The organism is Chryseobacterium sp. RU33C, assembly GCF_900156015.1.
GTDB classification, from domain to species: Bacteria; Bacteroidota; Bacteroidia; order Flavobacteriales; family Weeksellaceae; genus Chryseobacterium; species Chryseobacterium candidae.
Map to the genome: position 1 here is coordinate 77,879 of NZ_FTMT01000006.1, position 20,387 is coordinate 98,265.

The 20,387-nt window shown below is 36.8% G+C and carries 17 protein-coding genes; 10 read left to right on the forward strand and 7 right to left on the reverse strand.

Annotated elements, in window-relative coordinates; genetic code table 11:
• Positions 1–131: 131 nt before the first annotated feature.
• Positions 132–854 carry a carboxylesterase family protein gene (locus tag BW946_RS07485; RefSeq protein WP_228402482.1) on the reverse strand — a complete coding sequence of 241 codons (723 nt, stop codon included), beginning with the start codon at positions 852–854 and terminating at the stop codon, positions 132–134.
• Positions 855–1,162: 308 nt separating this feature from the next.
• Between BW946_RS07485 and BW946_RS07490 the strand changes: the two genes are divergently transcribed.
• Positions 1,163–3,157 carry a S9 family peptidase gene (locus BW946_RS07490; RefSeq protein WP_076595578.1) on the forward strand — a complete coding sequence of 665 codons (1,995 nt, stop codon included), beginning with the start codon at positions 1,163–1,165 and terminating at the stop codon, positions 3,155–3,157.
• A gap of 127 nt (positions 3,158–3,284) precedes the next feature.
• Positions 3,285–3,776 (forward strand): DNA-deoxyinosine glycosylase, encoded by a 492-nt coding sequence (locus BW946_RS07495; RefSeq protein ID WP_076595579.1) that lies wholly within the window; start codon positions 3,285–3,287, stop codon positions 3,774–3,776.
• A 130-nt stretch (positions 3,777–3,906) separates the two neighbouring features.
• Here the strand turns inward: BW946_RS07495 and BW946_RS07500 are convergent, their stop codons facing one another.
• The 5 genes from BW946_RS07500 to BW946_RS07520 all read right to left on the reverse strand — a co-directional run bounded on the left by BW946_RS07500 (position 3,907) and on the right by BW946_RS07520 (position 9,719).
• A complete protein-coding gene (locus BW946_RS07500) occupies positions 3,907–4,941 on the reverse strand; it encodes a phosphotransferase enzyme family protein (RefSeq protein WP_076595580.1) in 1,035 nt (344 codons plus the stop codon).
• Entirely contained in the window at positions 4,932–5,846 is a 915-nt protein-coding gene (locus BW946_RS07505) for a nucleotidyltransferase family protein (RefSeq protein WP_076595581.1), read from the reverse strand. The genes BW946_RS07500 and BW946_RS07505 overlap by 10 nt, the downstream gene beginning before the upstream one ends.
• Entirely contained in the window at positions 5,836–7,233 is a 1,398-nt protein-coding gene (locus BW946_RS07510) for a Gfo/Idh/MocA family protein (RefSeq protein WP_076595582.1), read from the reverse strand. The genes BW946_RS07505 and BW946_RS07510 overlap by 11 nt, the downstream gene beginning before the upstream one ends.
• Before the next feature lie 200 nt (positions 7,234–7,433).
• Entirely contained in the window at positions 7,434–8,969 is a 1,536-nt protein-coding gene (locus tag BW946_RS07515; protein ID WP_083688805.1) for a M61 family metallopeptidase, read from the reverse strand.
• Positions 8,970–9,026: 57 nt separating this feature from the next.
• Positions 9,027–9,719, reverse strand: a complete 693-nt coding sequence (locus BW946_RS07520) for an AIM24 family protein (RefSeq protein WP_062672057.1) — start codon at positions 9,717–9,719, stop codon at positions 9,027–9,029.
• Positions 9,720–10,177: 458 nt separating this feature from the next.
• On the opposite strand from BW946_RS07520, the gene queA reads away from it, so the two are divergent.
• From queA to BW946_RS07550, 6 genes are all read left to right on the forward strand, one after another.
• Complete coding sequence (gene queA, locus BW946_RS07525) at positions 10,178–11,227, forward strand: tRNA preQ1(34) S-adenosylmethionine ribosyltransferase-isomerase QueA (RefSeq protein ID WP_076595584.1); 1,050 nt, start codon at positions 10,178–10,180, stop codon at positions 11,225–11,227.
• Positions 11,228–11,267: 40 nt separating this feature from the next.
• Positions 11,268–11,618 (forward strand): four helix bundle protein, encoded by a 351-nt coding sequence (locus tag BW946_RS07530; RefSeq protein ID WP_076595585.1) that lies wholly within the window; start codon positions 11,268–11,270, stop codon positions 11,616–11,618.
• A 32-nt stretch (positions 11,619–11,650) separates the two neighbouring features.
• Positions 11,651–12,685: a dual-specificity RNA methyltransferase RlmN gene (gene rlmN / locus BW946_RS07535; protein ID WP_076595586.1), complete on the forward strand. Its 1,035-nt coding sequence runs from the start codon at positions 11,651–11,653 to the stop codon at positions 12,683–12,685.
• Between the two features lie 74 nt (positions 12,686–12,759).
• Positions 12,760–13,710 carry a sterol desaturase family protein gene (locus tag BW946_RS07540; protein ID WP_076595587.1) on the forward strand — a complete coding sequence of 317 codons (951 nt, stop codon included), beginning with the start codon at positions 12,760–12,762 and terminating at the stop codon, positions 13,708–13,710.
• Positions 13,711–14,038: 328 nt separating this feature from the next.
• On the forward strand, positions 14,039–14,938 hold the full coding sequence (locus BW946_RS07545; RefSeq protein WP_076595588.1) for a hypothetical protein: 900 nt from the start codon (positions 14,039–14,041) through the stop codon (positions 14,936–14,938).
• A gap of 72 nt (positions 14,939–15,010) precedes the next feature.
• Positions 15,011–15,988, forward strand: a complete 978-nt coding sequence (locus BW946_RS07550; RefSeq protein ID WP_076595589.1) for a polyprenyl synthetase family protein — start codon at positions 15,011–15,013, stop codon at positions 15,986–15,988.
• Between the two features lie 495 nt (positions 15,989–16,483).
• On the opposite strand, the gene BW946_RS07555 is transcribed toward BW946_RS07550, so the two are convergent.
• Positions 16,484–17,284 (reverse strand): hypothetical protein, encoded by an 801-nt coding sequence (locus BW946_RS07555; RefSeq protein ID WP_139325982.1) that lies wholly within the window; start codon positions 17,282–17,284, stop codon positions 16,484–16,486.
• Between the two features lie 312 nt (positions 17,285–17,596).
• Here BW946_RS07555 and BW946_RS21355 point away from each other — a divergent pair, with 312 nt between their 5' ends.
• Together BW946_RS21355 and BW946_RS07565 are read left to right on the forward strand one after the other, a co-directional pair.
• A complete protein-coding gene (locus BW946_RS21355; protein WP_168802040.1) occupies positions 17,597–17,755 on the forward strand; it encodes a hypothetical protein in 159 nt (52 codons plus the stop codon).
• A gap of 154 nt (positions 17,756–17,909) precedes the next feature.
• Positions 17,910–20,342: an alpha-ketoacid dehydrogenase subunit alpha/beta gene (locus BW946_RS07565; protein WP_076595592.1), complete on the forward strand. Its 2,433-nt coding sequence runs from the start codon at positions 17,910–17,912 to the stop codon at positions 20,340–20,342.
• Positions 20,343–20,387: the final 45 nt, after the last annotated feature.

Sequence of the window (20,387 nt, forward strand, 5' to 3'; positions counted from 1 at the left end):
TGCCGTTACTTGTTTTTATTTTCTCTTTTCAAACAGCCACTTGGGAATATCTTCAGTTGTTAAAAACGGGATGGTAATCGTATTATGATTAAGGTTACCGTATGTTGTAAAAGTCAGATTTTTGTTTGAAACTAATTTTTTAAACAATTTGATACTTCCCGAATAGGGATTTTCATTGTCTTTTTCACCGTGAATGAGCCAGATATTTTTTTATCCAGTTGTTTCAGATTTGAAAAATCAGGAACCGCTGCAATGGAAACAATAGCAGCAAATTTGTCAGGCTCTATGCTCATAAGATTTTGTGCTGTAGAAGCTCCCATAGAATATCCCACCAGATAAATTCTGTTTTTATCAATATTCCGGTATTCTTTTTCTACATTTTTTATCAGATCCCATAGGGCAAAGACATCATTTGATGGTTTTGAGACCAGATCATTATCCGTGTTGTTGTCATAAACTGAAGAACGCGTGCTGAATTGTGGGGCTATCACATAGCATTGGTACCTGTCATATATTTCCTCTCTCAGCCATATCTTAGCCAAAGGTTCAAGCTGGCTTTCATTATCGTTTCCAATTCTTGTGGAATTATGAAAAGTAATGACTAATGGAAACTTTTGATTTTTGTCATTATCCTTCGGAGTCAGGATTCTGTAGGGAATTTGTATATCATTCTTGATGAAAACCTTTTTCTGAAAATTATCTGTATTTAAGCTGTTTAAAAATTTCCTGGTAGTAACGAAAGTCAGGCTATCTACCTGTGTATCCAAAAATTCACTTTTCTGAGCAAGCACCGGATTTGAAGTGATAATGACGAGTAAAGTGATCAGGATTTGTTTTAAATTTCGGTTATTCATAGTGTTTTTATAGTTTTCCGGTTTATTTTTCCTTTCAAATATAAATATTTAACAATTTGTATAAAACAGCAATTTAAGCTGGAATGGGTTGCCAGATATAAATAGGAGTTGCTTTGGCATCTGTACTTGTTTATATTTCTTAACTATACATTTATTTTTAAGAATATAGAATAAAAATCTAAACTTAAATGTTAATTCTTTCGTGCGTTTTTATTTTAAATATTAACTTTGGCAATCTTTGAATGTAATAAAAGGATTTCGTGAAACTACTATGATTTCACAGATCCGTTAAAAATGAATATCAACATATGAAACTTAAGTACAGTCTGCTGGCTTTGGCAGCTCCGCTTTTAATGAATGCACAACAAGTAATGACGCCTGAAATTCTTTGGACTTTGAAAAAAGTGGGAGTACAGGCAGTTTCACCGGATCAGGCTTCTCTTATCTATAAAGTAGGACAGGTTGATCTGAAAACAGAGAAAACAAAAAACGAGAACTATTTTCTGAATGTTCTTAATCATAAGTCTTCTAAAATCGATTTCGGTAAAAAAGCACTTATTCAGTGGGATAAAAACGGAATTTATGCTCAGGAAGGTGATAAAATCTATCTTTCTAAAGATGCCGGAAAAACCTGGACAGAATTTTATACTATCGGGGAAGCTGATAATATTGTCATTTCTCCGGATGGGAAGAAAATTGCCTTCAGCAAGCAGGTGCTGGTAGAGAAAGTAATGGGGAAAGATAAATTCAGTGATACGCCTAAAACTACGGCTCAGGTTTATACGGACCTGAACCACAGACACTGGGATTATTTCAATGAAGGAAGATACAACCACGTATTTGTAGTGAGTACTTCGGATAAAGTAGAAGTTGCTAAAGATCTTCTGGAAGGTAAAACCTGGGATTCCCCGCAAAGACCTTTCGGTGGAGCTGAAGATTTTATCTGGAGCCCGGATTCTGCACAGCTTTTATATGTTACAAAACCTAAAAGTGGCAAAGAGTACGCTACCAGTACCAATACCGATATCTTTGCTTATGATCTGGCATCAGGTACTACCAAAAACCTTACAGAATCAAACAAAGGATATGATGTAAACCCAAAATTCAGCCCGGACGGAAAATCTTTAATCTGGCAGAGCATGGCCAGAGATGGATATGAAGCAGATAAAAATGATGTGAAAATTCTGGACTGGAAGTCAGGAAAGACGACTAATCTTACTTCAGGCTGGGATGAAAGCGTTTCAGGAGATGTGTTTTGGGGAGCAGATTCAAAAACAATCTACTTCACAGCGGCATTCAGAGGGACAAAACAGCTTTTTGCCCTGGATTCAAAATCAGCAAAAGTACAGCAGATCACCAAAGGAGATTTTGACGTAAATGAAATCTTTACAGACAATAAAACTACACTTTTAGTAGGAAGAACAGACGTAAACCATGCCACAGAATTATTCTCTGTAAACGTTAAAAACGGAGAAATGAAGCAGGTTACTGAAGCCAACAAAGAAACTTATGCTAAGCTGGCTCAAGGGAAATCTGAACTTAAAATGGTGAAAACTTCAGACGGTAAAGAAATGGGAGTCTGGTTCCATTATCCACCGAACTTTGATCCGAACAAAAAATATCCTACTTTGGTATACTGCCAGGGCGGTCCGCAGTCTGCATTGACACAGTATTTCAGCACAAGGTGGAACTTTGCTTTGATGGCTGCCAACGGTTATATCGTAGTAGCTCCGAACAGAAGAGGTATGCCGGGCTGGGGAACAAAATGGAATGAAGAAATTTCAAGAGACTGGGGCGGACAGCCAATGAGGGATTATCTGGCAGCCACAGACTTTGCGAAAACTTTACCATACGTAGATGGAGACAGAGTAGCTGCTGTAGGAGCAAGTTACGGAGGATACAGCGTATTTATGCTGGCAGGAATCCATGAGAACAGATTCAAAACGTTCATCGCTCATGATGGTTTATTTGATATGAAATCATGGTATCTGACTACTGAAGAACTTTGGTTTGCCAACTGGGATATTGGTTCTCCATGGGAAAAGCCTCTTCCAAAAGCATACACAGAATTCAACCCAAGCAATTTTGTAGAAAAATGGAACAAACCCATCATGATTGTTCAGGGTGGAATTGATTTCCGTGTTCCTTATGAGCAGGGGCAGGAAGCTTTCCAGGCTGCAAAATTAAGAGGATTAAAATCTAAACTGGTGTACTTCCCGAACGAAAATCACTGGGTACTTCATCCACAAAACGGATTGGTATGGCAGCGAGAATTCTTCGACTGGCTGAAGGAAACTTTATAAGATAAACAACAATTTATGATCAATAGAAACGGGCTTTAGCCCGTTTTTTTTATAATGAATAATCTGACTTCCAGCCTCTCTCTTCCAGCTTCCCAATCTGTGAGCAATAAAATCAATATATTTGAATATGCAAAACCGTATTTCTTCATTTCCACCTCTTATTGATATCCAATCTGAAATTTTAATTTTAGGCTCAGTTCCCGGAGTAAAATCACTGGAAAAACAGCAATATTATGCTCATCCACAAAACAAATTCTGGAAAATCATTTTTGAATTGCTGAACGAAGAATTTACAGAGGATTATTCTCAAAGAATTGCAACAATAAAGAAACACCATATTGCCCTCTGGGATGTCATTGATTCCTGCGAGAGAAAAGGAAGTCTGGATTCTGAAATCAGAAACGAAGAAGCTAATCAAATTGAAGAATTGCTTGAAGAATATCCAAATGTCAGAGCCATTTTTTGCAATGGCGGAAAATCTTATAAAAACTTGCTGAAACTCTTGGGTAAAGAGTATAAACTGCCCATTTTTCTATTGCCTTCTACAAGTCCGCTTCATACCATTTCTTTTGAAAAAAAGCGGGAAGAATGGAAGAGAATTCTGGAGTTTTTGGTTTGAGAGTGAGTAGATAAAGTTAGATTCTTACCGGAATGACAAAATGTTCGGATAAATAAAGCGCTCTGTTTGTCATTCCGTAGGAATCTAAATATCATATGTAATCTTAGTACAAATGATAAGAATTTAAAAATCATTTACTTCCCAAGTATTCTCTCAATCCTTTCAACAGTTCCAGCTGGTTTTTGGTTCTGTCCAGATTGTGTTCAGGATGTGTGATAGAATAGTAGGTGCTTCCGTTAAGGTAATCCGTCAAAAAACGAAGTTCCTGAATGTAAATAGCGACCTGTGCTGCATAATCAAGATTCTCAGATTCTGTCTTAGTCAGTTTTTCTTTTAGATAAAATAAAAAGCCCTCTTTTACAACCTTATACATTTCAGGATTGAAATTGTTTTGGGCAGCTCCGTCATCTTCCTGTGTAGTATTGGTATAAGATTGGATCATTGTTCCAAAATCATATAAGATGGTAGAAATCATCATGGTATCCAGATCAATCACAGCCAGCGGCTTATGATTCTGATCAAAAAGAATATTACTGATTTTTACATCGGCATGAATAATTCTTTTAGGAATCTGATGGGTTTTCTCCATTTCGATCCATTGGTCAGGCAAAGACAGAAGCTGGTTGGTGATTTCTATTTCAGCTTTTGCATTTTCTTTTAATTGAGCTGGTGCATCTTTGAGTGCGTTTTTATAATCTGCAATCCTTTTCTCAAAATTGAGGAAATTGGGAAGAGAATCTTCAATGGCAGGCAGTTTTTCAGTATTTACAGTGTTCAGAAAATAACTGAAGGTTTTAGCAGCATCAAAAGCGGTCTGTAAAGATGGAGCAGTAAGAAAAGTAAGGCTGTTCTCTATAAAATTAAGCATACGCCAGGGCTCGCCATTTATATCTTCTACCAGCAGCTTATTAGCCAGAGACGGAATAGACTCAATAATCTGAAAATGATAATTATTGGACTTCAGAACTTCATTAATTAATAAATGATTATTAACGACAACCTCCGGCTGTTTAAAAACATGATTGTTGATTTTCTGCAGAATAAACTTTTTCCCCTGATCTTTATTCTCCAGAAGATAAGTTGTATTGATTAATCCGTCAGTAATAGGAGTGAGTTCATAATTATCCTTACCAATAAACTCAATAACAATATCATTTATTTCCATAAATCTTTCGGGTATCTGTGGTTGTTAGTCTCTGAAATCAGAAAATCTTGAATTTCTTTTTTATCATCAGCATAGGTAATTCCCATCCATTGGGATGGAGAGGCTTTCACTTTTACTTTTACTCTGTTTTCGTCTATCATTTTTTGTATTGCGGAAGGAATGTAAAATTCCTGATTGGGAAGCGGATCAGATTCAATGAAATCATAGAAATAGGCTTCCAGATAACAAAAAATATGAGGATGAAAAATAAAAAAGTTCATAGATACCAATGTTTCGGGATCTAATTTTATATTTTTTCCGTTGTCCACATAAATGATTGTACTATTGATTTTTTGGATAGACGTTTGTTCCTCTACTTTAACCAGGTAATTTCCGGCATCCAGGGTACATATTCCCCTCGCCACAGCACCGTTATCACTCAATGTTGTATCTACAGGGTAAGCAATCATCCCCAATTGTGTATCTGAAATATGATGATGATTAATTTCATGGGCTGCCAGTTGATAGGCTTCTTTTCCATAAAAATCATCCGCATTGATCATCACAAAAGGTTCCTGTATTGAATATTTGGCGCAAAGTACGGCATGAGCAGTTCCCCATGGCTTCTCCCGATCAGGGTAATCAAAGCCTTCCAGTGAAATAGGAATAGTGTCTTTCTCCTGATATACCCAAAGCAATTCAAAATTTTTAGCTTTTGAAATGCTGTTGAGTCTTTCAATATAACTTTCAGGAATCAGTTTGTTCACAATAATAACTATTTTTTGAAAACCTGCTTCCAGAGCATCAAAGATAGAATACTCAAGAATCGGCGAACCGTTATCAAGTATTCCATCCACTTGCTTGAGGCCTTTGTATCTGCTGCCTAATCCACCAGCTAATATGAGTAATGTTTTCTTAGAACTCATCAGTCATTCCAAATACAGGTTTACGGGTTTTCCATTTTCCGTTGGTGAAATCAGGAATATCAACAACCTGACCGCCTTTGGCAATAGACTCTTCACTCAGTGGCGTAATGGAATACCATAAAGCAAGATCGTACACATCCATCGGGAATTCTATATTTCGTTTGATACATTCAATAAAAGTATTCATCACAAAGAAATCCATTCCGCCATGTCCGGCTCCTGCAGCGGTAGCTTCAAACTTCTTCCAAATCGGATGATCATATTCTTTCATCCATTTTTCAGTATTATCCCAACGGTGGGTATGGTTCATTGTTTTTTCAAAATAGATGTGTCCCTGGTTGAAATCTCCCCATCCGAAATCCTGCCACAATCCTTCAGTTCCCTGAACTCTGAAACCAAGATCATAAGGTCTCTGTAAACTTGTATCATGAGTAAGAAGAATGGTTTCTCCATTAGCACAGGCAATCTGTGTAGTTACAATATCTCCCTGGTTGAATTTTACTTTCGCACTCGGATGGTTTTCTCCGCCTTTTGGATGCTCAACAATATATTTATGAAGCCCTACAGATTTTGATGAGAATGAAGAAAGCCTTGTTAAACGGTTTCCTCTGTTGATATCCATCATCATGGCAACCGGTCCTAAGCCATGCGTAGGATAAAGTTCTCCGTTACGTTTTACATAATGTTCGGTTCTCCATTTAGCCTCACTGAATCCTTTTTCTCCAAATTCAGCACCGGAATTGTACGGAGTAACTCCGTCATTGAAAAGAACACCTCTCAGATCATGCTGATAACCGCCTCTTCCATGTACCAGTTCACCAAACATTCCTTTACGGACCATATTCAGGATGGCCATGATATCTCTTCGGTAGCACACATTTTCCATCATAAATATGGGAACTTTCGTTTCCTCATATACCTTTACAAATTCCCAGCAGTCCTGAAGCTTTATCGCTCCGGAAACTTCCATACCCACAATTTTTTTAGCGCGCATGGCTTCCACACCTTGTGTAAGATGCCATTCCCATGGAGTAGCAATAACAACAGCGTCTATTGTTTTTAATTTTAAAAGATTCCGATAGTCATATTCTCCGTTGGAAAACTCCTGAGCAGCAGGTTTATTATTGTCTTTTAATATTTTTTGAGACGCGGCAAGCATCCTTTTCTCCGGATCTGCAAACGCAACAATCTCTACATCATTTCGTTTTGCCAGTAATTTTACATGCTCCTGACCACGAAGGCCTACGCCGATAAAACCTACGCGGACTTTTTTATCTGTTTTAAAATCATTGGAATAAGCAAATAAGGAATTGGGTAAAACCAATGCCCCAAAGCTTGCTAAAGCAGCTGTCTTAAGAAAGTTTCTGCGGGAATTACTATCGTTCATCTATTTTTTTCTTAAATATATTAAAACTTTTGTAAATCCCCATAACGTGATGGATAATAGGAGAATGAATTGAGGGAGGCGGTTTGTAAGAATTTGAACGTTGTTGGATTTTAAAGTTGAACGCTTTTGGAGTTGTTGAATTATAGGTTATTAATTTTCACTATTTTGTTTATTTATGTTTTTTTTATCTGCATGAAAATTTATTGATTAATCCAGGCCTTCCTTAATGCAATTTGTTTTGAATCAGGATGGGACACTGAAGTTACCTTTCCGGTAGTTTCATCATAATTGAATCCTGCTTTTTCCAGATACTCTTTTAAAGGAATGGGTTGAGTGCCTTCTACGAAATCTCTAAAAAAAGTATGTATTTCGGGATAAGTCATTTTGGTAATCTCATCAAAAAGTTCATCATCGTTAAAATATTTACCTGCTCCATACTTTTTCATAAGCATCTGCATCAGATCCTGAGTTCCCATTTTCCCGTTAGAAAGTTCTCTTAGTCTTATATCCAGACATAACCCGAGTAATGCTCCTTTCATATAAAAGTTCATATACTGATCCTGTCTTTCCATGGATTTTTTACTCATTTCTGTAAAAGACAGGGTGTTATCAAATTCTTTCATGCCTTTGATTTTTTCTTCCAGACTTTTTTCAAAATCTTCCAGGCTGATCATTTTTTGTTTGATAGGCATATGAATGGTCGCATACTCAGTCATCCCTTCGTATAGCCACAAATGTTCAGACATGACAGGATTCAGGAAATCATAATGCTGAATTTCCCCTGAATGAATATTGAGCGGGGTAACAACATGAAAAAACTCGTGAGAAGCAACCCTGTTTAAGGCATGTGGAAGAAATTTCATATTTCCGGAACGGTAAAGGCAGACTGTAGAGTGGGAATGTTCCAGGCCATCTCCCAGATATCCATTTTCATTGGAAGATTCATAATAAATCAGAAATGCATATTTGCTGACCGGTAATGTTCCGCCAAGATAAGCCTGCTGATTTTTCAGAATGTTTTCAATTTCGTGAGCAATCGTTTTGGAGTAATGTCTTTCCTTTTTGTTGTAGAATGATACAAGTACTTTGGTATGGCCTATTTTGAGCCAGGTAGTATCAGGAACGGAATATAAGACAGGAGAATCTACCAGTTCGCGGTAATCCTTTGCCCATACCATATCTGTAATTTTATCTATCTGTTTGTAATCCAGGGCGGAGGAAGCATAAAAATCCTTGTTCTTTGTAATCTTAATGTGATAAGGAATATCTTTCATTTCTTCAAAATATCCTACTAAAGAATTATAATTGATGACAAAAACGCTGTCTTTTATAAACATACTTCCTGCAGATCGGGCTTCATGAGATTCTTTTTCCAGGGAGTCCCATCCATCAGCTACCTGATAAGATATTTTCTTTACCCGGCTGAGATCATGTACCATCCAACTGTTTTTGTCCAGGCGTTCCGTTAAGACTTTTTTACCGTTTTTATCAGTGGCTGTGAAATCGGAAATATATTGTCCGAAATTCATAGCCTGATAAAATCCGGGTACCAGTTTGGGAATGATAAATCTGCCCTGTTTAAGATTATTCTTTGGAGGTGAAAAAGATACCCGGACTTCATCATTGGACATATGAAGAAGATCTATAGAATAGTCGTAATTTTTCTTTGACATTTGAGCAATCATAACGTTAGGTAGTATGATGATCACAAAAAATAGCTTTATAAGGGTATTCATGGGCTGCAAATCTTAATTATTACGAAAATTCTAAATCACTTCTAGGTTTTGTTGGTTTTATTTTTCCATGTAGTATACTTCTTCATAAGGCTGAATCAGTACCCATCCATGTCCTGAAAACTTCATTTGAAACTCTTCGCCGCTTCCTCTGCCGATAAGGCTTTTGAAAGAAACATTGGTTTTCAGTTCCGGGCTGAGGTTTCCGGACCATGCAACAGTAGCATTCGGGTCTGTAAATACAGGTGTATCAGGAGTTACAAGTAAAGTTAAAGGATCTCCGTGAGTGGTAATAGCGATGTGCCCTGTTCCTGAAAGTTTCGCCTGAAAAAGCCCTCCGGACATCATTCCTGCAATACTTTTCAGCATGGTGATATCACTTTTTACGCTTTGTTCGTGGGCAAGAATATCATTTCCGTTTACGCAAACAGATTCATTATTCAGATATAAAATACGGACTTTCTTCCCGGAATCGGCTACATACAGTTTTCCGGTTCCTTCTGCTTTCATCAGCCTGGCTCCTTCACCGCTTATAGCTTTCTTTAAGAGGTTTCCAATTCCTCCGGACAGCATTCCCTGTCTTTCAAAATTAATATTTCCCACATAGCTTACCATGCTTCCTCTTTTCGTCCATACTGCCTGATTGTTAAGGTTGATTTCCAGAAGATGTTTCGTTTCCAGCTCAAAATAATCTCTTTGCTGCGGATTTTCTTTTGTTTCGTTGATGAATGCTTCAATCGAATATTTACTCATAATGATATTTTTTTTAGTGTTATTACTTTAGTTTGTCGAGTTTATAGTCTCTTTTGTTACTTTTAGGATTCAGATCTGCAAATCCTGAGTTCCGGGCAGGCACATTTTTACCTTTTTCCTCACTCTTTTCATCATCATTGACATAATAATTTTCAGTTTTTAAATGAAAATCAAACCAGATAAATCCATATTCATCAGTCCGTCCGCTCCAGCTGAAGTTTTCAATTTTGTGATCATCAGGTTACGGATTATCAATGAAATATATTGTACTTACAGGTTCCATATTGAATTTTAATTTTTCCAAAAATACTCTTTTTATACCTTGAAAATCCCCGTAAAATCATGGTTTTATATTTGATTGTAAATAAAACTTGACAAAGGGGTGTTCAATGTCGTATATTTGCACTCCGAAAATTACACCTTGTAATTTCAATAATTTTTAAACCGTAATTTAAAAAATGAAAACATCAGATTTTAATTTTGATCTTCCTGCGGAATTATTAGCAGAACACCCATCAGAGCACAGAGACGAAGCGAGATTAATGGTACTTGACAGAAAAACACAAACTATCGAGCACAAATTATTCAAGGATGTTGTGGATTATTTTGATGAAGAGGATTTGTTTATCTTCAACAATACAAAAGTTTTCCCTGCACGTCTTTACGGAAATAAAGAAAAAACAGGTGCTAAAATTGAAGTTTTCTTATTAAGAGAGCTTGATAAAGAAACCAGAGTTTGGGACGTTTTGGTAGATCCGGCAAGAAAAATCAGAATTGGTAACAAATTATTCTTCACAGAAGATGAGTCTTTGGTAGCGGAGGTTATTGATAACACAACTTCAAGAGGAAGAACATTAAGGTTCTTATTCGACGGTTCTTACGACGAATTCAGAACGAAACTTAAGGAATTAGGAGAAACTCCGCTTCCAAAATATATCAAAAGAGCTGTAGAACCGGAAGATGCAGAAAGATATCAGACAATTTATGCAAAAGTAGAAGGAGCAGTAGCTGCCCCTACAGCGGGTCTTCACTTCTCCAAGCACCTGATGAAGAGATTGGAGATCAAAGGAATCAATTTTGCTGAAGTTACCCTTCACGTAGGATTGGGAACATTCAACCCAATTGAGGTAGAAGATCTTTCTAAGCACAAAATGGAATCTGAAGAGATCATCATTGATGAGAAAAATGCTCTTATCATCAACAAGGCAGTAGAATCTCACAGAAGAGTATGTGCAGTAGGAACTACTACCATGAGAGCATTGGAAACTTCTGTTTCTTCAAACAAAAAAATCTCTGCTTTCAACGGATGGACAAACAAATTCATTTATCCTCCTCACGATTTTGGAGTTGCTAACTCAATGATCACGAACTTCCACACACCGAAGTCTACTCTGATCATGATGATTGCTGCATTTGCCGGAAGAGATTTCGTAATGCACGCTTATGAAGAAGCCGTAAAAGAAAAGTATAAATTCTATTCTTATGGTGACGCAATGTTAATTCTATAAAAAAGTAAAAAGAGCCAAGTTAAAGGTAATACAAGTAGAAATGAGACAAAATGATTTACTTATCAGAACTTTTACATTTGGAGTTAATTGTCTTAAGTTTTTAAGAACACTCCCCAATGATGATTCTGAAAGTAAATTAATAAGATTTCAACTCGGGAAATCAGCTACTTCAATAGGTGCTAATTATGAAGAATCCCAGGCAGGATCATCCAAAGCAGATTTTAAAAATAAAGTAAAAATTGCTTTAAGGGAAGCTAGAGAAAGTCATTTCTGGCTTCGTGTTTTAGAAGAACTGGATGGTTATGATTCTGAGGAATTTAAAGCTTTATTGAATGAAAGTAACGAATTGAAAAACATTTTGGCTGCAATAGTTAACAATACTAAACTTTAAACCTTTTACTTTTAACTTGGCTCTTTAATATTATGAAAGATATCCGTACATTATCATTAGACCAGCTTAAAGACTACTTTGAGTCTTTAGGAGAAAAGCCGTTTCGCGCGAAACAGGTCTATGACTGGCTATGGAGTAAAAACCTCCATTCGATTGAAGAAATGACGAATCTTTCTAAATCACTTCGTGAGAAAATTTCGGAAGAATATATCATTAATCCTGTTTCCGTAGACCTTCTTCAGAAAAGCTCTGACGGAACCATCAAAAACGGAGTGAAACTTCACGACGGGCTGATGGTGGAATCTGTTCTTATTCCTACAGAAACAAGAACTACAGCCTGTGTATCTTCGCAGGTAGGATGCTCATTAAACTGCGAATTCTGTGCTACAGCAAGACTGAAAAGAATGAGAAACCTTGAAGTTGCTGAAATTGTAGATCAGGTAGCCCTGATTGACAGCCAGAGCAGAATGTATTTCGACAGACCGCTTACCAATATCGTATTTATGGGGATGGGAGAGCCGATGATGAATTACAAAAACGTAGTGGAGGCCATCAAAAAAATTACCCAGCCGGAAGGTTTGGGAATGTCTCCAAGAAGAATTACCGTTTCTACATCCGGTATTCCTAAAATGATCAAAATGCTTGCAGATGACGAACTGCGTGTAAAGCTGGCTTTATCCCTTCACTCTGCTATCGAATCCAAGCGTAATGAGATCATGCCTTTCTCTGATAAATTCCCGTTAACGGATATTATGGAGGCCCTTCAGTACTGGTATCAGAAGACCGGTTCTGTTATTACTTTTGAATACTGCGTATGGAAAGGGATCAATGATGGTGATGAAGATATTAAGGCGTTAATCAAATACTGTAAACAGGTTCCTTCAAAAGTAAACCTCATTCAATACAACCCGATCGGAGATGGAAAATACGATCAGTGTAACAAACAGGCTGAGGAAAATTACATCCGGCAGCTTGAAAATGCAGGAGTAACTGTAATGGTCCGAAGAAGCCGTGGAGGTGATATAGACGCTGCTTGCGGACAGTTAGCCAACAAAACAACAGATTAAAATTTCCTTAAAAAAAGCCTAAAACTTTCTTAAAAAATAGGCTAAAACCCTACCTTTGCACAAATTATTTTGTGATGATGGATTTTCTTATGAGCGAGGACGGGCTGGAAAATGTGTATGCATGGGCAATCCCATTGCATGCTACTGTTATTTTAGCTGAAATGATTTACAGCCACGTTTCAGAAGCTAAGCTATACAGCGGGAAAGATCTCGCCACCAATGTTTATCTTGCATTGATGAACTTTGGCCTAGACCTTATCATGAAGGCATTTGCCATGGGAGTGATGTTTTTCTTTTACCATCACAGACTTTTTTCCTGGGATCTTAGTGTGTGGTATTTGCTGGCATGTTTTATCATTACAGACTTTGCTTACTATGTGCTGCATTATGTAGACCACCGTTCCAGAGCATTCTGGGCAGTTCATATTACGCACCACAGTTCAGAATATTTTAACCTGACAACAGGATTCAGAAGTCCTGTATTACAGCCACTTTACAGATATTTATATTTTTCGCCATTAGCATTTTTGGGATTCAATCCATGGCATATTATGGTAGCATATGCTATCGGACAGGTGTATGGAACATGGGTGCATACACAGACTGTAAAGAGCATGGGATTCCTGGAATATATTCTGGTAACGCCTTCTCATCACCGTGTACACCACGCATGTAATGTGAAATATCTGGATAAAAATATGGGAATGTGTCTCATTATCTGGGATAAAATATTTGGAACTTTCCAAAAAGAAGATCCGAATGTACCTGTGAAGTATGGAATCTATCCAAAGATGCCGGATAACAGACCGGATACGGTACTTTTTTACGAATGGAGAAAAATCTGGAAAGATCTTAAGCAGCCAGGATTAAAATTTACAGACAGAATCAATTATATTTTCAATTCACCGGGATGGAGACATGACGGAACCGGAAAGACTGTAAGGCAGTATCAGAAAGAATATTTTGCCAAACAGGCACGAAAGAAAGAACAACAGCAAAATCAGAAAGAGCAGAAAACGGCTTAACTTCTGATTTAAAATCAATAGAAATCTAAGGAAAAGCGGGCTATTTTAGCTCGTTTTTCTGTTATAAGAAGATCATTAACAAAGGTTGAGAGTAAAAAGGTAAAAGAGCAAAGCAATCTGCAAAAAAAATTATCTTTAACCCTCAAACCCTACAACTTCTCTAATACCTACAATGTTTAGATTCCTTCGGAATGACAAGGTGTACGGATAGGCAAATCGTAGTTTGTCCATTCCGTAGGAATCTACACTTTCGCTCTCAAACGCTCTCACCCTTAAACTCTCAAACGCTCAAACCCACTACCTCAGAATAAAACCCTACTTTTGTCATATGAAAAAACTTCTTCTGATTATTACTCTTTTTGTTGGTCAATCTGCATTTTCCCAGCAGGCTGATTTTCTGAAAATAAAAAAATACAGAGTTCATTATCTGGATAATAAAATTGAGGAAACCTCAGGACTGAATATTTTAAACGGAAAGCTGTATACATTCAATGACAGTGGAAATGCTGCTGAACTTTTTGAAATTGATAAAAAAAACGGAGAAATTATCAGGACACTGAAAACCAATTTAATCAATACCGATTGGGAAGCGTTAGCTAATGATGGAGAGAATTTCTATATCGGAGATTTCGGAAACAATGCCGGAACAAGGAGAGATCTTAGAATTTATAAAGTTCCTTTTGGGAGTCTTGATTCTGCGAATATTCCTGGTTCAGAAAGGGCTTTAGATGGAATAGCTATTTCTTTTTATTATCCTGAGCAGACCGAATTTATTGCTAAAAATACAAAGAATGACTTCGATGCAGAAGCCATGATTTATTTGAATGGAAAGCTGCATGTTTTTACCAAAGAATGGGCTTCCAAAGCAACCTCACATTATATTGTAGATCCTGAAATTTCAGAAGTGCAAAAGGCAGAAAAAAAAGAAACCTATAAAACAGGTTTTGTGGTTACAGATGCCTCTTATTTTGATAAAAAGCTTTATTTAGTAGGATATACCAGAAAAACGGAAGTTTTTTTAGATATTTTTACAGAAACAGAAGCCGGAATATTTTTTAAAGAAAAACCAAAGCATTACTACCTTGGAACTGCTCTTTCATTATCGCAGATTGAAGGAATAAGTGTAGATGAAACGGGAATTTATATTTCAGGAGAAAAGTTCAGGTCTCCTCTGGGAACCACAAAACCTTCATTTTATTTTATCCCGAAAGATCAACTCAAAGATTAATTTTATCTTAAAATTGAGCGAAAAAAATTATCTTTGTGAGAATTAATAATTATTCACCCAGCATCGCAGATTGTGGCAAACATTGTAGAAGAGATTAAACGACCGATCAATGATGAAATGAAACTTTTTGAACAGAAGTTTTATGAGTCAATGCAGAGTAAAGTAGCTTTATTAGATAAAGTAACCCGTTTTATTGTTACCACTAAAGGAAAGCAGATGCGCCCTATGTTTGTGTTTCTTTGTGCCAAACTGGTGGGTGAGGTGACGGAAAAAACCTATCGCGGTGCTTCTATGATCGAGCTGATCCACACGGCTACGCTGGTACATGATGATGTGGTGGATGAAAGTTTTAAGCGTCGTAATTTCTTTTCAATCAATGCACTGTGGAAAAATAAAATTGCTGTTTTGGTGGGAGATTATCTTTTGTCAAAATCAGTTTTATTATCTACAGACCACAAAGATTATGATCTGCTTGGGGTTATTTCCAGAACCATCCGTGAAATGTCTGAAGGAGAACTTCTTCAGCTGGAAAAAGCCAGAAAACTGGATATCACAGAGGAGGTGTATTATGAAATTATCCGCCAGAAAACGGCTACTCTGATTGCTGCCTGCTGTGAAATAGGAGTTCTTTCCAATAATGCGGACGAAATTATTGCTAAGAAGATGATGGACTTCGGAACTTTTACAGGGATGGCATTTCAGATCAAAGATGATCTTTTTGATTATTTAAGCTCAAATGTGATCGGAAAGCCTGTAGGAATTGATATTAAAGAGCAGAAAATGACGCTTCCTTTGATCCATACCCTGAAAACAGCCAATGAAAAGGATAGGAAATATTATTTTGATACTATAAAACGTTACAACAATAACCCCAAAAGAGTAAAGGAACTGATTGAATTTGTTAAAAGCTCAGGCGGGTTGGAATACGCTGTTGAAGTCATGAAAGATTTTCAGCAGAAAGCAAAAAATATTCTGAATGAGTTTCCAGATTCTGAAGCAAGAAAATCATTACATATTATGCTGGATTATGTAATTGAGAGAAAATTTTAAATTAAACTGAGTTTGGTTTAAGAAAATTAAGATTTAAGCTTTTGGAAACCCGTATGAGTGTGAATGGGAGTCCTCTTCATCCTCATCATGTACGCAAGTTACTATACATTGCATGCTTAATGAGACATCACTTTAAAAGATGAAAATACGGAAAAACTCTTCTTTATCACCTGAATAGCTTCCTTTTTTAGCTTCACAGATTCCATTCTGATTAAAATAGGAAGTCATGTCCCGAATTCAGTTAAGTTAATAAACTTTAATTAAGTGAAAAGATGGATGCAGAAAAGCCCACTTGCGTTTTGAAAAAAAATCGATTTTAGAGCCTGGAAATCAATAATTTAATATGGCTATTTACAAAAAAAAATTAAAAAGAATAACAATCAATAAGGCTGAATTTAAACTTCCATGACTTTTAATTGTTGGAGAAAAAAGTTTTAAAAGGTTTTAAAATACAATAAGCCGGAGTAAAGTCCGGCTTATTGTATCTGTATCTCTTTAGATCTTTTGTATAGTAACATTGGTTACGTTTCCGCTTCCTGTACTTCCGCTTTCTGTTGCCAAAACGGTACAGCCCTGATTAGGTGATGCTGTAAAGCGAACCTGATAACCCGCATTTGGAATAATAAGAAGAGTGGTGTAATTCATGAGTTCTCCTACTGTAGAAGAGGTTGCTGTTGCATTATAATGACTTCCGCGTCCTAAATAATCGGCATCAGGAACCGGTCTTACTCCAATTAATAACTGTGTGCCTGCAGGAGCACTGCCAAAACTGGCCTGCAATGTTACTAAATAGTTTCCGGCCTGATTAAACGTTAAAACTCCCGTACTTGTATTGTATGAATAATAGGGTGAAGTAGATAATGGATTCCCAAATAACAAGGTGCTTATTGACAGAGTCGTTAAATTCTGGTTTCCTGCTAATCTTGCATGGAATAACGAATATGCATTAAAATTTACTGTTTTTAAAACGCCATTTGCGTCCGCTACTACAAATCTGTCGGTTCCTCCGATCCCAATGTTTGAATTAATATTACGAATTCTGGCATTACCTGTTGCCAGATCAAACTTTTCTGTAGGATCTATCGTTCCAATGCCTAGATTTCCCCCTGAAGTTATGGCAACATCATTAGATTGTTGGGTAATTGTGGGGAGTCCGGATGCTGCATTATCTTTCGCTCCATCCACATGAAGAGTCGTCTGAGGGTTGCTGGTATTAATTCCTACCTGTGCTTTTGGCATTATCGATAGTGTACAAAATAATAATAAACTAGTTGCTTGAAATAGTTGCTTTTTCATGATATTTTTAAATGTGTGTTTTTTTTTTTGAAAAAAAACATTGTCAAAATTCATGCCGATTTATTTATTGATTATTTGTAAAATTGTGGTATATTTTGTTTATAATGTTGGTTTTTATATTTTTTTAATAAATTTAATTGTTTATTTGTGTTTTTTTATTATTTATAATTTAATATTGTGGTCTTTAATTAAAGTTAAATTATTTTTATTGTCACAATAATTACAGCCAGAACAATGCAAAATAAAGCGGTTAAAAATAAATAATCCGCAATAGTTTCAAATCTGTCAGTTCGCTTTTCATGTTTAGATCGGATGGCTAAGAAAGAAAAAAAGCAACTGAATGCAAAAAACAGACATGCAATTCCTGCAAACTCATCCAAATACGTGCTATGGCTTATTTTTGATATTTTTAAAGAAGTAATAATTACCAGAGAAAATCCTAAAAGATTACTGGATGCATTGAGAATATGAGACGATTTTTTTTCCATCTTTTACAATTTTTCTCAAAATAAAGCACAATTTTTTTTATTATCAAATTTTTAAAAAAGATTATTAAAAATTAAAATTAATTTAAAAAGTGTATATTAGCAAAATACTTGAAGATTAAAAACTTTTTTACTTAGCTATGCAAACAACCTATATTGAAACACAGGAAATATCCTTTCAAGATTTTAAAAATCAAATACTTGAAGATTACAGGTTAGGAAGGATCTCTCGTGAAATGTCTTATCTCGGAAGGAGAGAAGTACTTACTGGAAAAGCTAAATTTGGAATTTTTGGGGATGGAAAAGAACTTCCTCAGCTTGCAATGGCGAAAGTTTTCAAAAATGGAGACTTCCGTTCAGGATATTACAGGGATCAGACTTTTGCATTGGCAATAGATGCCTTAACGGTAGAAAGTTTCTTTGCGCAGATGTATGCAGATACCAGCGTGGAAAGAGAGCCTGCTTCAGCTGGAAGACAAATGAACGGGCATTTTGCAACAAGAAGTTTAAATGAAGACGGAAGCTGGAAAGATTTGACAGCTCAAAAAAATATTTCTTCCGATATTTCTCCTACAGCAGGACAAATGCCGAGATTGTTGGGATTAGCCCAGGCTTCAAATATCTATAAAAGCGTAAAATTTGACGGTTCAGAAAAATTCTCAAGAGAAGGAAACGAAATTGCCTTCGGAACTATTGGAGATGCTTCTACAGCAGAGGGACACTTCTGGGAAACTCTGAATGCGGCATGTGCTCTTCAGGTTCCAATGATTGTTTCCATCTGGGATGACGGATACGGAATTTCAGTTCCTACGAAAAATCAGAGAGCAAAAGCTGATATCAGTGAAATGCTAAGCGGTTTCCAGAGAAAAGAGGGAGAAAATCAGGGTTGTGAGATCATCCAGGTAAGAGCTTGGGATTATCCGGCATTATTAGATGCTTATGCTAAAGCAGAACATTTTGCAAGAACAGAAAGTGTACCGGTGGTAGTGCATGTAGTAGATGTTACACAACCTCAGGGACACTCTACATCAGGATCTCACGAAAGATATAAAAATGAAGACCGTCTGGCTTGGGAAGCTGAGTATGACGGCCTGGCAAAATTCAAAGAGTGGATTCTGAACTATTCTATCGAAATTGATGGAAAAGAAGAAGTGATTGCTACCGCTGAAGAACTGAAGGCTATAGACGAAGAAGCGAAAAAAGCAGCAAAAGCAGGACAGAAAACAGCCTGGGAAAACTATCAGAAAGCTATTTCGGAACTTATTAAGTCTGTTTTACCTTTAGTAGAAAACCTTAAAGGACAGAATGCTGAAGTTGAAAATTATATCGCTCATTTCAACAAATTGGTTTCAAAAGCTAAGAAAGATATCTTCCATCTGGTAAGACAAACTTTACTGGCGACAAGAGGAACAAATTCTGCAGAAAGAAATCAGCTGATGCAGAAATATAACGAAGTAGCTGCTGTTGAAAAAGATAATTATTCTTCTCACTTATACTCTCAATCTCAATGGAAGGCTGAAAATGTTCAGGAAATCAAGCCTGTCTATTCTGACAGTTCTGAAGATGTGGACGGAAGAGTAGTGATCAGAAACAATTTTGACAAAATTTTTGAAAAATATCCTGAAACTTTAATCTTTGGAGAAGATACCGGAAATATCGGAGACGTCAATCAGGGATTGGAAGGAATGCAGGAAAAATACGGTGCTTTACGTATCGCTGACACAGGAATTCGTGAAGCAACGATTCTTGGACAGGGAATTGGTATGGCAATGCGAGGCTTAAGGCCAATCGCTGAAATCCAGTACTTAGACTATGTTCTTTACTGTTTGCAGGGAATGAGTGATGACCTGGCAACGGTACACTACAGAACCAAAGGAGGTCAGAAAGCTCCATTGATCATCAGAACAAGAGGGCACAGATTAGAAGGAATCTGGCATTCAGGTTCTCCAATGGCCGGTATTCTGAATCTTTCTAAAGGTATTCTTGTTTTGGTACCTAGAAACCTTACTAAAGCTGCCGGATTCTATAACACGATGCTTCAGGCTGACGAACCTGCAATCATCGTAGAATGTCTGAACGGATACAGATTAAAAGAAAAACAACCGGATAACTTAGGCGAATTCACTGTTCCTGTAGGGAAAATTGAAGTTACAAAAGAAGGAAAAGACGTTACTCTGGTCACTTATGGTTCTACCTGGAGAATTGTAACGGAAGCTGCCAACGAATTGGAAAAAATAGGGATTTCTGCAGAAGTGATTGATATTCAGTCATTGATTCCTTTCGATTTATCTCACGAAATTGCTGAAAGTGTTAAGAAAACCAATAGATTAGTCGTGATTGACGAAGATGTGGAAGGAGGAACTACAGGATTCATCTTACAGCAGATTCTTGAAAAGCAAAAAGCATTCAGATACCTGGATTCAGATCCGTTAACGATCTCTGCAAATGATCACAGACCTGCCTATGCAAGTGATGGTGACTACTTTAGTAAGCCGTCTGCAGACGATATGGTAGAAAAGATCTACGCAATGTTTAATGAAACAAATCCTCAGAAATATCCGGCGATATTCTAATTGGGATTTTAGATAAATTTTAAAACCGCTTCCTTTTGGGAGCGG